This window comes from Pseudomonas sp. s4 (assembly GCF_046764235.1).
Classification (GTDB): Bacteria; Pseudomonadota; Gammaproteobacteria; order Pseudomonadales; family Pseudomonadaceae; genus Aquipseudomonas; species Aquipseudomonas asiatica.
In genome coordinates this window covers 2,912,847-2,925,592 of sequence record NZ_CP177209.1, presented here as the reverse complement: position 1 = coordinate 2,925,592, position 12,746 = coordinate 2,912,847, and the positions used below count along the sequence as shown (strand labels likewise).

The following is a 12,746-nucleotide window of genomic DNA, read 5'->3' as shown; positions in this document are numbered from 1 at the left end:
CAATGACCCGGTCAAATTCCGAAGGCGCGGAGACTCCATGAGCAACCTTCATTTCGATACCTTGATCATCGGTGCAGGCCTGTCCGGCATCGGCACGGCGTGCCATCTGATGGACGAGTTTCCCAACCGCAATCTCGCCATTCTGGAACGGCGTGAATGCATGGGCGGAACCTGGGACTTGTTCCGCTATCCAGGCATCCGCTCCGACTCGGACATGCTGAGTTACGGCTACAAGTTCCGCCTGTGGGACAGCCCCAAGGTGCTGGCTGACGGAGCCTCGATCCGGCGCTACATCCAGGACACGGCAAAGCAGTACGGCCTTGCCGACAAGATCCATTACGGCCTCAGGACCCTCAGTGCGAACTGGTGCAGCCAGCAGCGCCTGTGGCAATTGACGGTGCTGCACGAAGCCAGCGGGGATATCCGGCATTACACCTGCCGATTCCTGCTCTGCTGCACCGGCTACTACAACCATGACGAGGGTTTTCTGCCCGCCTTTCCAGGGGAGAACGACTTCAAAGGTGTGCGGATCCATCCCCAGCATTGGCCCGAGGACCTGGACTATCGCGACAAGAATGTCGTGGTCATTGGCAGCGGCGCAACCGCTGCCACGCTGATTCCGGCGATGGCCGACAAGACCCGCCATATCACGATGCTGCAACGCTCCCCCTCGTACATCTACTCGTTGCCTTCGACCGATAAGCTCACGGGCGTGCTCTCCCGCATCATGCCCGCAAGCTGGGCGCTCGGCCTGGCACGCAAACGCAACATCATGCTGTACCGCGCCGTTTACATTGCCTGCCGGCAATGGCCACGCCTGATGCGCAGGATCATCCTGGCACACGTGCGCCGCCAGGTAGGCCCGAATGCCGACATGCGCCACTTCACCCCGACTTACATGCCTTGGGACGAGCGCCTGTGCGCCGTACCCGACGGCGACCTGTTCAAGTCCATTCGCAACGGCCAGGCGTCGGTGGAAACGGACCATATCGAGCGTTTCACCGAGCATGGCATTCGACTCAAGTCGGGCAAGGAGCTGCCTGCCGACATCATCATCACTGCCACCGGGCTGCGTTTGCAGTTGCTCGGCGGCATGACCGTCTCGGTCGACGGCACGCCGTACCCGATCGGCGAGCAGATGACCTACAAGGGTGTGCTGCTGGAAAACCTGCCGAACATGGCCTGGATCTTCGGCTACACCAACGTTTCGTGGACGCTGAAGGTCGGCCTGGCCGCCACTTACCTGTGCCGCCTGTTCCGCTACATGGAACAACGCAACCTGGATGTCGTGACGCCTTACGACAACGCCAACAACGCGTTGAGCGACGGGATCCTGAATTCGATGAAGTCCGGCTACATCCAGCGTGACCAGCACTTCCTGCCGCGTCAGGGCCGGTCGCACCCCTGGTTCGTCTTCATGCACTACGGGCGCGACAAGAAGATGTTGCTCAAGGACCCGATCGAAGACCACCACCTGGAGTTCCAGCGCGCCCAGCAACAAGCACTCACCCCGCGGCCCGCCAAGGTCACCGGTTGAACCACGACGCCCACGGCCTCGCCGCCAGTGCGTGAAAAACAAGAAAGGTAAAAGGCTGAATATCATGCTAGGTCAAATGATGACGCTCCCGCTGACCATTCCTTCACTGCTGGAGCATGCGCAGCGGTATCACGGCGATACGGAAATCGTTTCCTGCCTCCCTGGCGGCGCCCTGCACCGCTACACCTATGCCGACGCTCACCAGCGTGCCAGGCAAGCCGCCAACGCCCTGACCCGCCTGGGCGTCAAACCTGGCGACCGGGTGGGTACCCTGGCCTGGAATGGCTACCGTCATTTCGAGCTCTACTATGCGATTTCGGGTATGGGGGCGATCACCCACACCATCAACCCGCGACTGTTCCCGGAGCAGGTCGCGTGGATCATCGGGCATGCCGAAGACGAGGTGATCTGCTTTGACGAGAGCTTCGCTCCGCTGGTCGCCGACATCGCGGCGCAGTGCCCGAGCGTGAAGCACTGGATCGCCTTGTCGGATGCTGCGCAGATGCCGACCGCGGGCGAGACCCGCCTGCTGTGCTACGAGGAGCTGCTGGCTGCCGAACCCGCGACGTTCGTCTGGCCGACCCTCGATGAGCATGCGGCGGCGGCGCTGTGCTACACCTCCGGAACCACCGGCAACCCCAAGGGCGTGCTCTACTCCCATCGCGCCACGCTGCTGCACGCGCTGTCCAGTGCCCTGCCCGACTCGCTCTCGCTGTCGGCCCGCGAGGTCGTGGCACCGATCGTGCCAATGTTCCATGTCAATGCCTGGGGGCTGCCGTACTCCGCGGCCTTGGTGGGCGCCAAGCTAGTGCTGCCCGGTGCCGGCCTTGATGGTCAGAGCGTCTTCAAGCTGTTCGAACAGGAAGGTGTCACCTTCTCGGCCGGCGTGCCCACCGTGTGGCTGAGCCTTCAGCAGTACATGCAGCAGACCGGAAAGCGCCTGCCCAGCCTGCAGCGTCTGGTGGTCGGTGGTGCCGCCTGTCCGCCTGCACTGATGCGCAGCTTCGAACAGGAGTTCGGTATCCGGATCCAGCACGCCTGGGGCATGACCGAAATGTCACCGACGGGCACCGTCAATACCTTGAAAGCGTCGCACCTGCCCCTGGACGAAGAAGCGCGCTTTGCCATCAGCATCAAGCAAGGTCGACCACTGTTCGGCATCGAGCTGAAAACCGTTGACGATGATGGCAACGAGGTAGTGCGTGACGGCAAGACCTCGGGAGCCCTGGTTGTACGTGGCCATTGGGTGGTCGATCGCTACTACCGCAGTGATGAAACGCCGCTGGTGAACGGCTGGTTCCCGACCGGCGACGTCGCCAGTCTCGACCAGGACGGGTTCATGCAGATCACCGACCGGGCCAAGGATGTGATCAAGTCGGGCGGTGAGTGGATCAGTTCAATCGAGCTGGAGAACATCGCCATGGGCCACCCTGCCGTCGCTGAAGCTGCCGCGCTGGGCATCGCCCATCCGAAATGGGACGAACGCCCGCTGCTGGTAGTTGTCGCCAAGCCTGGAGAGGCGCCGACCCGTGAGGCGATCCTCGCGCTCTATACCGGCAAAGTGGCACGCTTCTGCATCCCTGACGACGTGGTGTTCGTCGAGGCACTGCCGCACACTGCCACCGGCAAGGTCAGCAAGATCCAGTTGCGCCAGGCGTTGCGTGACTACCAATGGCCGGGCTCACCAGCGCGCGAGGTGGCGTCATGAACGCCCCTGCGAGAAGCCGGGCCGATACCCGTGTCATCGACCCGAGCGAAGGTCGCTGGAAGCGCAGGCTGCTCAACCTGCTATTGCGCCTGTCGGTGAAGTCCCGCCACGGCATGGGTATCGATATCCAGCGCCTGCGCAAGCAGTTCGCGCAGCTGGATCGCCAAGGCCAAGCGCTACCAACGGACGTGCTTCGGACGAGAGTCTCGTGCAACGGTACCCCTGCACATTGGCTGTCGCCGGCCAGTTGCAGGCAGGAGCGCGTGCTGCTGTACATCCACGGTGGTGCGTTCGTCGCCTACACCCCGCAGATTTATGCCGCAATGGTGGCGAACTGGTGCAGACCGCTCAAGGCCAGGGCGCTGATGGTGGACTACAGCCTCGCGCCCGAGTGCCCCTTCCCCACGGCGCTTGATCAGGCTCATGCCACCTACCGATGGCTGCTCGAACAGGGGACCAGGCCCGAACACATCGTGATCGCTGGCGACTCCGCCGGCGGCAACCTTGCGCTGGCGCTGCTGCAGCGGCTCAGGGACGAGGGAGCACAACTGCCAAGCTGCGCAGTGCTGTTGTCACCGTTCCTCGATTTCACCCTCAGTGGTGCGAGCGCGCTGGGCAATGCCCGTCACGACCCGATCTTCACCCTGCCTTTCGCGATCGCTATCCGCGGTTTCTACGCATCGGCCGAAAAACACGCGTCGCCTGAAGTGTCGCCCTTGTTCGGCTCCTTCGCCGGCTTGCCACCACTGCTATTGCAAGTAGGCAGCACCGAAATGCTGCTGGACGACTCGGTCCGCGCGGCGGCCAGCGCGGCGGCGGCCGGAGTGCCGGTTCGCCTGGAAATCTGGCAACAGCTGCCACACGTGTTCCAGATGATTGCGGCGCTTCCGCAAGCCCTCCAGGCACAGCGCAATATCCTGGACTTCGTCAACGACCACACGAACTGGGATGGCTAGCGAACCTGTTCCTGTCCTGCCCAGACCTCCCAATGATTCCCCCGAGAACAACAACATGGAATTCGATTATCTGATCGTGGGTGCCGGCTCTGCCGGCTGTGTCCTTGCCAATCGCCTCAGTGCCGATCCCAGTGTCACCGTCTGCCTGCTCGAGGCAGGGCCGGAGGATCGATCACCACTTATCCATACTCCCTTGGGCCTGGCTGCCATCCTGCCAACGCGCCACGTCAACTGGGCATTCAAGACCACCCCTCAGCCTGGTCTGGGCGGGCGGGTAGGCTACCAGCCCCGAGGCAAGGTGCTCGGAGGCAGCAGTTCGATCAACGGTATGATCTACATCCGCGGCCATCAGGACGACTTCAATGACTGGCAGGCGCTGGGCAACGAAGGCTGGGGCTTCGACGATGTTCTGCCGTACTTTCGCAAGAGCGAAATGCACCACGGCGGCAGTAGCGAGTATCACGGAGGCGACGGCGAGCTCTACGTCAGCCCGGCCAATCGCCACGCTGCCAGCGAAGCCTTCGTGGAGTCCGCGCTGCGTGCCGGGCACAGCTATAACCCCGACTTCAACGGCGCCACTCAGGAAGGCGCTGGCTACTACGATGTGACGATTCGCGACGGCCGCCGCTGGAGCACCGCGACGGCATTCCTCAAGCCGGTCCGCCATCGCAGCAACCTTACCGTGCTCACTCATACCCATGTCGAAAGTATCGTCCTGCTGGGCAAGCAGGCGACCGGGGTACAGGCGCTGATCAAGGGCTCGCGCGTGCACCTGAGGGCGCGCAAGGAGGTCATACTGTCAGCAGGCGCCTTTGGCAGCCCGCACTTGCTGATGCTCTCCGGCATTGGTTCGGCAGCCGAACTCGAGCCCCAGGGCATCGCCCCGCGCCATGAGCTCCCGGGCGTTGGCCAGAACCTGCAGGACCACGCCGACGTGGTGCTGTGCTACAAGAGCAACGACACTTCGCTGCTGGGCTTTTCCCTGAGCGGTGGCGTGAAGATGGGCAAGGCCATGTTCGACTACGCTCGCCATCGCAATGGCCCGGTTGCGAGCAACTGCGCCGAGGCCGGCGCGTTTCTCAAGACCGATCCAGGGCTGGAGCGCCCGGATATCCAGTTGCATTCGGTGATCGGCACGGTGGATGACCATAATCGCAAACTGCACTGGGGCCATGGCTTCAGTTGCCACGTGTGCGTGCTTCGCCCCAAGAGCATCGGCAGTGTCGGCCTGGCCTCGCCAGACCCGCGCAAGGCGCCGCGTATCGACCCCAACTTCCTTGCCCACGACGACGATGTCGCAACACTGCTCAAAGGCTACCGCATCACCCGTGACATCATTGCCCAGACGCCCATGGCCAGCTTCGGACTCAGGGATATGTACAGCGCCGGCCTGCACAATGATGAACAGTTGATCGAGCTGCTGCGCAAACGCACCGACACCATCTACCACCCAATCGGCACCTGCAAGATGGGGCAGGACGAGATGGCCGTGGTGGATAGCCAGTTGCGTGTTCATGGTATCGAGGGGCTGCGCGTCGTCGATGCCTCGATCATGCCGACACTGGTCGGAGGCAATACCAACGCGGCCGCGATCATGATCGCCGAACGCGCCGCTGAGTGGATTGCCCACGGCTGACACCCTCGCCCGGACTTAAACCGCCCTGCACCATGCCAGGCATGGGCGGTTTCCACCTACCCGATCTCCCCTCCTCCCGCCCCCAAGCCTGCACGCCATCTGAACTGTGGGAGCGGGCAAGCCCGCGAACACCGTCAAAGTCGGTGCCATGCACTGCACTGCCTGCTTCGAGGGCGCGCCCGCTGCCACAGATGGCGCTGCTCGAAGGGCTTGGCGGTTTCCGACCTTTCACATCAACATAAAAAAAGCGCCCCGAAGGGCGCTAAAAAGGGCATGACGATCGTAGCGTCAACTCGATGTAGCCTCGTCAGCCCTACCCAGCAAACGCTTTTCAACGCAACATCAGGCGCATCAGGGCTTGGGTCAAGCGCCCATAGGGCGGTTTGAGCAGGAAACTGCCATTGAACTTCGCCTGGTAGAACACCGGCCGCATCTTGCTGAACGTCTGGAACCCTTCCTCGGCGTGATAGTGCCCGAGCCCTGAATTGCCCACGCCACCGAACGGCAGGTTTTCCTGCAGCACATGCAGCATCACGCTGTTGACCGAAACACCTCCGGACAATGTCTGGCGCAGCACCGTCTCGACCCGGCCGGCGTCTTCGTCGAACAGGTAGAGCGCCAAGGGCCGTTCATGGGCGTTGATGTAGCCGATTGCGTCCTCGAGCTTGCGATAAGCCAGTACCGGCAACACGGGCCCGAAGATCTCCTCCTGCATGATCAGCATGTCGTCGCGCACATCGAATACCAGGTGCGGTGTCAGCTTGCCCGCCCGACGCGCGCCATCCACATCCGCCAGCGCCACCACGCGCGCGCCCTTGTCCCGGGCGTCCGTCAGCAGCGCCTCGACACGTGCCAGCTGGCGCGCATTGATCATGCAGCTGTAGTCGGGGTTGTCAGCCAACGGTTGCGGGTAATTTCGAGCCACCGCCGCCCTGGCATGCGCGAGGAACTCTTCCTCGCTGCCGGCAGGCAGGAACAGGTAGTCAGGCGCGACGCAGGTCTGCCCGGCATTCAGGCATTTGCCCCAAAGAACGGTCTCGGCGGCCTGCTTCAACGAGTAACCCGGGGCGACGATGGTAGGCGACTTGCCGCCGAGTTCCAGCGTCACCGGGGTAAGATTTTCGCTGCAATTGCGCATGATCTGCCGGCCGACCGCCGGTGAGCCGGTGAAGATCAGGTGATCGAAGGGCAGCCGAGAGAAACCGTCGTTGATACCTGCACCTGGCTGTATCACCGCCACCAGGTCCTGGTCGAACCGCTTGCCCAGCAACTCGGCGAGCAAGCGACCATAGTGGCTGGAGTCGCTGGCCACTTTGATCATGGCCCGGTTACCGGCAGCCAGGGCGCCGCATAGCGGACCCAACGTCAAGTAAAGCGGGTAGTTCCACGGCGCAGCAATCCCGATAACCCCGAGCGGCTGGGCCAGCACCGCAGCGCGCGCGGGCTTGAACCAGATCCCGACACCGCGCTTGCGCGGTTTCATCCAGCGTTTCAGGCAGCGGACCGCATGGTTGATTTCGCTGACCAGGCCGAAGATATCGAGCATCTTGGTCTCGTGCTCCGAGCGGTGGCCGAAATCTTTGGATATGGCGGCGGCGATCCGCTCGGCGTTCTCCAGCACCAGCGCCTTGAGCGCCAGCAGGTTGGCCCGCCGGGTCTGATAGGACGGGTAGCGTTCCTCGGCGAATGCGTGGCGCTGAAGCGCGAAAACTTCACGCATCCGCTCGACTTCCGGCGCGACTTGCTCGATCGACATTGTGTAAGTACTCCTGGTGGATCTCTTGGATCGCTGCGACTGCAAACTGCGGCCGCGCGGGCGGCCCCAGCATGGAAACCAAGGTGTGTCAGCGCGCTGGCACCGCTTGATGCTTTGCCCGCACCAGGGCGAAGTACGCGTAGTACAGCTGGATCATCATGAAAGACCAGCTGGCCAGCGCTATCGACATGAATACGGCCTTCGTGTCGTCCCCGGGTATTGGGTAGAAGTCATAGATGCAGGCCACCAGTAGCCCCAGCATCGCCGCCACCGTGACTCCGAAGGCGTGCAGGTACTCGCCGACCATCGCCAGGCGGCTGATGAAGTACGCCAGGTAGACCGTGTAGCCAGCCCACATGATGACGTAGAAGTAGGGAAGCGGCTTGATCATAAAATCAGCCTTGATCATCACGAACGTGCAGGCAAAAGTGATAGCGAAAATCAAAGCGTCCTTGCCCGCCGAAGGCCGGAAGCCATGGGTGACGGCCATCAGGCCAAGCACCGTGACGATCGGGATGCCAAAGCCGCGGGAAAACGCATCGCAGAAATACGAAATACCGTAGGAGAATTGCGACTGGGTCAGCAGGTAGATCAGGAAGTTGGTGCCGGAAAATGCCACGATCAACCATTCCAGGCCCAGCAGGAAGTTGCCTCTGCGCAGGAATTTGATGCCGTAGGTGCTCCCGGAAACCACCAGGAGGACGCAAGTGAGCAACGCAAGAACATCTTTGGTTTCCATAGCTCAGGTCTCTTTCTTGTAGGTATGAAGGCTTTACTTCGGGGTGGCCGCCAAGGCGGCAAGGTAATGCGCCAGCGCCTTGCGGTCTTGTGCCGAGAGGGTCTGGGTAACCGCCTTCATCGAACCGGTTGGATCGACCCGGCTGCCTTGGGCAAAGGCGTCCAGCTGTACCAGCAGGTAGTCGGCACCTTGGCCAGCCAGACGCGGGAATGCGCCTTGGCCCATCAGCTTCTCGCCATGGCAGGCAGCACAGGCACCCGCCTTGACCAGTTTCTCACCTTGCTGGCGCAGGCCAGGATCAGGCTGGAACGTGTGGTTATCCATGGGCGTCTGGCGAGCGTAGTAGTTGGCCAGCTTGTCGATTTCAGCGTCACCCAGGCTGATCGCCAGTGGCTGCATGTTCGGGAAATGACGGGTGCCATTGGCAAAGCCGTGCAACTGCGCCTTGAGGTAATCGGCAGGCTGCCCTGCCAGGCTGGGGTAACGCTGGTGCTGCGAGCTTCCGCGCATCCCATGGCAGCCGTAGCAGGCATCGGCCGTCTGGGGCCAGGGCCCGTCCGCTTCATAGGCCTGGGTAGTGCTGTCGATGTAGGTAACGAGGTGGTAGAAGCCCAGCATGTCACGGCCGAACAATGCCAGCAGGGCGACCAGCAACACTGCCGTACCCCACAACAATTTCTTTTTCATCGCTGTCCCCTATGCCCGACGTAGCGAGGCAAGCGCCTGCAGTGCACTTTGATGACCTGAACGCACGGCGCCATCCATATACCCGGCCCATATATCGGCAGTTTCAGTACCCGACCAGATGAGGTTGCCGCACGGCGGACGCAACGATTCGCCATGCTCGCTCCAGAAACCTGGCGGAATCGCCGACACGCAGGTGAGGCTCCAGGGATCTGTCAGTCCCCAGTCATGATCGTGGTAGGCGACTGGCTGCAAGGCTTCCTCACCCAATGAGCGGGCGTAGATTTCCGTCAGCACCTGCTGCGCGGCCTGGTGGTCGGAGGGCAGCATGGCATTGACGACGAAGGCGTTGATCACGCCGATTTCGCCGTTGGGTGGGGAGTTGTCCCAAGCCCATAGCAGTGGCCCCTTGACCTGCATGGTGTGGCCGTTCAGGCCCTTCTCGCGCCAGAACGGCCGCTTGTAGACCATCGCTGTCTTGCGCGCAGGGCTGTGTGCCGGCCAGGCACGCTGCAGCGCCGCGCGCCCTTCCGGCAGCGCGGGCTCGAAGCGTACCTGGTTGCACAGCGCCGGATGGATCGCGACGATGACCCGCCGGGCGCGTATCAACCCTTGGTCAGTGTGCAGCGTGACGACGTCGCGGTCCCACTCGCTGATCGCGCGCACCGGGCAGGCCAGGCGCAGCCGGTCGCCCAACTGCTCGGCCATGCGCGTGCACAGTATCTGCGAGCCACCAACGAAGCGGGTGCCCTGGGCGCTGTCCTTGATCGAGTCCAGCTGCATGTAGTCGCAGCTTGCCGAATTGATCATCGACAGGAAGTGCAGCAGGCTCATTTTGGCCGGCGCGACGCCACAGGTGAGCATGAAGCTGGTATCCCAGCCAGACCTGTCCTCAGGCTTGATATCTTGTTGCGCCAGCCAATCACCCGCCGAGAGCTTGTCCAACTCGCTGACCTTGGAAGAAGCCCATGGTTTACCGGACGGTACCAACCTGGAGAGCTCGCTGAGCTTGGCGCCGATACGTTCATCGGTGCCAAAGGTGCCTTGCAAGTCGATCTCCAGTCGCCCTTCCCCCCCAAGAACCACAGTCTTCCCCTGGTAGTAGGTGGGGAACGTGTCCACTTGAAGCTCACGGGCAAGGTCGGCGACGGCCGTCTGGCCGGGCCCGATCCACTGCCCACCGACCTCGGAGATGTAGCCCGAGCCCAGGTCGTAATTGAGCACCCGACCGCCGACCCGCTCACGGGCTTCCAGCACCTGGAATGAGCGGCACCCGGCGTTCAGCAGATCGCGGGCCGCCGTGAGCCCGGCCATGCCGGCGCCGATGATGGCGACATCCAGGATGCCCGCATCGTCGCCATGCGCAGCCGCCACAGGTTCAGCGGCGCTGGCCAGGCCGACATGCAGGCCGAGGCCGCCAACGGCCGCGGTAGCGCCAGCGAACTTCAGCAACTGCCGGCGCTTGAGATCCAATGAATTGGAGGTAGGCTTTTCAGCCATAAAGGGAGCCTCACGCTATTGTTGTTCGATTGTGCTGCGCCACTGCGTGGCGCTTCAGGTCCAGCAAGCAAGGGATGAAGCGTTAAAATGTTCAGGCGCCCAGCGGCAGGCGCAGTGCCCGGCGTCGCAACTGCAACCCGAACAACACCAGCCAGAACGGGAAGATCAGTACCACGAGCACCAGCAGGGCATTGGTCAGCGGATCAAGGGCAGCAAAGAAGCCGGAAACGAAGTACAGCCCGAAGCACCAGCCCACCACCTTCAGCGGCAGCAGGATCGAGCTGCCCCAACCGGCATTCTTCAAATGGCGCCCCACGACGATGCCCCAGAACAGGACAACAGGGCCTTCGCACCACCAGAGCCCGCGCTGGCTACCCACTGCAATGGTCGTCCATGCTGCCTCGGCGCCAGCTCGCACGGCCTCGCTGCCCGTCAGGTGCAATTGCGCCAGTGGGTTGAGCACCGAAAGCTGCAGGCCCGCACCGGTTACGCCAAGCACCACATAGGTGACGATGGACAACAGGGCCATGTCCCCGAGCGCACCTGCCTCATCGCGAAACTCGCGCCAGAAATAAGCCCCCACAGCCAGCACTGGCAGATAGAAACCCAGGATGTCGGCGAACATCGACAGCCTGAAGTACTGCCTGACTTCAGCCGGAAGGGTCAGCATGGTCGTTCCCTGCAACGTCACGGCCATGTCACCCTGAGTGACCATGAGCATGAAACCGACATTGAGGTAGGCGAACAGTCCGCCGATGATCGAAGCCCATGCCGTGAAACGCATGGCCTCATTCGAATAATTGTTCATTGCATCTCCGGGGTGATGGATCGGCAAGGCGCCGCGCCGCGATCGGCCAGCGCCTGATCGCAGTTACGACGCTCGTGCCCGTCGATTGAGGGCGTTGTCGAGCAGGTTTACACCCGCCAGGGCGGCCTTTACCGCGCACCACTGCAAAGGTTCAGGAAGCGTCGAGGGGGTCTTGTGGCGCAGCGCCGTGAGCAAGGGCTGCTCGATGCCGCCGATACGTTCCGCCAGCAGGAAACCGATCAGCGATTGGGTGCCAACGCCATGTCCCGAGCAACCAGCCGTGTAGTAGATATTGCTGTGCGGCCCGGTCTCACCAACCACCGGCAAGGCGTCGTAAGCAAGGCTTATATAGCCGCTCCAGCACTTGTCGATCGCCACGTCGCGCAATGACGGGAAACGGTCGTCCAGGGCTTGCCTCAACGCGGCGTACGCCGCCCGGTCCGGCTCGTTCGGGGTCTGTGAGCCGTAGGCATAACCCAGTTGCTTGGTGGTTATCAGGAGGGTGTTTCGCGCAGTCAGGCGATGGCTTTCCATGGTCCAGTGGGGGGTCACGATGCCCTCCCGGCCCTGCCAACCCAAGGACTGCAGTTGCGCAGCGGACAGCGGCTGTGTCTCGATGGCCGAGACCCGTAGCGCCGTGACCTTGTCGCGCAGCAAACCCACTTGCGGCGTGTAGGCATTGGTGGCCAGGACCATGACCGGCGCGTTTGCCGAACCTTTCCTGGTTCGGCAGGTAATGGTTGGGCCGTCACTGTAGGACAGCAGCCTGGTCTGTTCGAACAAGCGAACACCAGCCTGCAATGCCGCGCGGCGCAAGCCCATCACGTACTTGCCGGGATCGAGCGTGCCACCGTGCTGAATGCAACCGAAAAGGAACGCAGGCGGAATACCGCGAGCGCGCATTTCATCGCGATCCACAAATCGAGTGACCGAGCCCAGCTCCTGTCCCAGCGCCATGCTGTGGCGCAGTCTCTTTTCCTGAGAGGGATGGATGACGGCACGGATGACACCGCTGGGCAGGTAATCGCAATCGATGGCCAGCTCACCCAGCCGTCGTTCCACGTAGGCCACGCCTTCATCGTAGAAGGACACGACCTTGCTGGCCTGATCCACGCCGAGCCGCTTGTGGAACAGTTCGAACTCGACGCCCATGCTGCCGGCAAGGTAGCCGGCATTGCGACCGCTGGCGCCGAAGCCTGCAAATGCCTGTTCGAGGACCACCACGCTGGCACCAAGCGCGGTGAGCTCCAGGGCAGTAGACAGCCCGGCGAAGCCCGCGCCGACGATGATCACATCGGCATTGATGTCATCCCCAAGCTCCGGCTGCAGATCGTCTGGCTGTTCGACCCATCCGCCGAGAAGGCGGAACTTGTCAACGTTGCTGCTGAGCTCGGACATGGTTTGCCTCCGAAAAATTTGTTG

Annotated in this window: 10 protein-coding genes; 4 read left to right on the top strand and 6 right to left on the bottom strand. The window is 62.4% G+C overall.

Annotation, left to right across the window (positions count from 1 at the left end):
- Window positions 1-37: 37 nt before the first annotated feature.
- From ACK56M_RS13785 to ACK56M_RS13770, 4 genes are all read left to right on the top strand, one after another.
- Window positions 38-1,537, top strand: coding sequence for a flavin-containing monooxygenase (locus ACK56M_RS13785; protein WP_217190403.1), 1,500 nt, complete (start codon window positions 38-40; stop codon window positions 1,535-1,537).
- A 76-nt stretch (window positions 1,538-1,613) separates the two neighbouring features.
- A complete protein-coding gene (locus ACK56M_RS13780; RefSeq protein ID WP_411959547.1) occupies window positions 1,614-3,245 on the top strand; it encodes a 3-(methylthio)propionyl-CoA ligase in 1,632 nt (543 codons plus the stop codon).
- Window positions 3,242-4,201 (top strand): alpha/beta hydrolase, encoded by a 960-nt coding sequence (locus ACK56M_RS13775; protein WP_411959546.1) that lies wholly within the window; start codon window positions 3,242-3,244, stop codon window positions 4,199-4,201. Before ACK56M_RS13780 ends, ACK56M_RS13775 begins: the two co-directional genes overlap by 4 nt.
- A 55-nt stretch (window positions 4,202-4,256) precedes the next feature.
- On the top strand, window positions 4,257-5,837 hold the full coding sequence (locus ACK56M_RS13770) for a GMC family oxidoreductase (RefSeq protein ID WP_061302296.1): 1,581 nt from the start codon (window positions 4,257-4,259) through the stop codon (window positions 5,835-5,837).
- 331 nt (window positions 5,838-6,168) lie between these two features.
- Here the strand turns inward: ACK56M_RS13770 and ACK56M_RS13765 are convergent, their stop codons facing one another.
- The 6 genes from ACK56M_RS13765 to ACK56M_RS13740 all read right to left on the bottom strand — a co-directional run bounded on the left by ACK56M_RS13765 (window position 6,169) and on the right by ACK56M_RS13740 (window position 12,722).
- The gene (locus tag ACK56M_RS13765; protein ID WP_236222178.1) at window positions 6,169-7,593 is read right to left on the bottom strand and encodes a coniferyl aldehyde dehydrogenase; all 1,425 of its coding nucleotides are present in this window, start codon (window positions 7,591-7,593) and stop codon (window positions 6,169-6,171) included.
- 88 nt (window positions 7,594-7,681) lie between these two features.
- Window positions 7,682-8,332: a hypothetical protein gene (locus ACK56M_RS13760; protein ID WP_061302297.1), complete on the bottom strand. Its 651-nt coding sequence runs from the start codon at window positions 8,330-8,332 to the stop codon at window positions 7,682-7,684.
- A gap of 33 nt (window positions 8,333-8,365) precedes the next feature.
- A complete protein-coding gene (locus tag ACK56M_RS13755; RefSeq protein WP_061302298.1) occupies window positions 8,366-9,019 on the bottom strand; it encodes a c-type cytochrome in 654 nt (217 codons plus the stop codon).
- A 9-nt stretch (window positions 9,020-9,028) separates the two neighbouring features.
- Window positions 9,029-10,516, bottom strand: a complete 1,488-nt coding sequence (locus ACK56M_RS13750) for a flavin monoamine oxidase family protein (protein WP_411959545.1) — start codon at window positions 10,514-10,516, stop codon at window positions 9,029-9,031.
- A gap of 91 nt (window positions 10,517-10,607) precedes the next feature.
- A complete protein-coding gene (locus tag ACK56M_RS13745; RefSeq protein WP_061302300.1) occupies window positions 10,608-11,324 on the bottom strand; it encodes a hypothetical protein in 717 nt (238 codons plus the stop codon).
- 63 nt (window positions 11,325-11,387) lie between these two features.
- Window positions 11,388-12,722 carry an NAD(P)/FAD-dependent oxidoreductase gene (locus ACK56M_RS13740; RefSeq protein ID WP_411959544.1) on the bottom strand — a complete coding sequence of 445 codons (1,335 nt, stop codon included), beginning with the start codon at window positions 12,720-12,722 and terminating at the stop codon, window positions 11,388-11,390.
- Between the last annotated feature and the right edge of the window lie 24 nt (window positions 12,723-12,746).

Excerpts from the sequence above, each read along its gene's own strand:
- ACK56M_RS13740 (WP_411959544.1), bottom strand. The coding sequence starts at position 12,722 with ATGTCCGAGCTCAGCAGCAACGTTGACAAGTTCCGCCTTCTCGGCGGA.
- ACK56M_RS13765 (WP_236222178.1), bottom strand. The coding sequence starts at position 7,593 with ATGTCGATCGAGCAAGTCGCGCCGGAAGTCGAGCGGATGCGTGAAGTT.
- ACK56M_RS13770 (WP_061302296.1), top strand. The coding sequence starts at position 4,257 with ATGGAATTCGATTATCTGATCGTGGGTGCCGGCTCTGCCGGCTGTGTC.
- ACK56M_RS13775 (WP_411959546.1), top strand. The coding sequence starts at position 3,242 with ATGAACGCCCCTGCGAGAAGCCGGGCCGATACCCGTGTCATCGACCCG.
- ACK56M_RS13745 (WP_061302300.1), bottom strand. The coding sequence starts at position 11,324 with ATGAACAATTATTCGAATGAGGCCATGCGTTTCACGGCATGGGCTTCG.
- ACK56M_RS13785 (WP_217190403.1), top strand. The coding sequence starts at position 38 with ATGAGCAACCTTCATTTCGATACCTTGATCATCGGTGCAGGCCTGTCC.
- ACK56M_RS13755 (WP_061302298.1), bottom strand. The coding sequence starts at position 9,019 with ATGAAAAAGAAATTGTTGTGGGGTACGGCAGTGTTGCTGGTCGCCCTG.
- ACK56M_RS13780 (WP_411959547.1), top strand. The coding sequence starts at position 1,614 with ATGATGACGCTCCCGCTGACCATTCCTTCACTGCTGGAGCATGCGCAG.
- ACK56M_RS13760 (WP_061302297.1), bottom strand. The coding sequence starts at position 8,332 with ATGGAAACCAAAGATGTTCTTGCGTTGCTCACTTGCGTCCTCCTGGTG.
- ACK56M_RS13750 (WP_411959545.1), bottom strand. The coding sequence starts at position 10,516 with ATGGCTGAAAAGCCTACCTCCAATTCATTGGATCTCAAGCGCCGGCAG.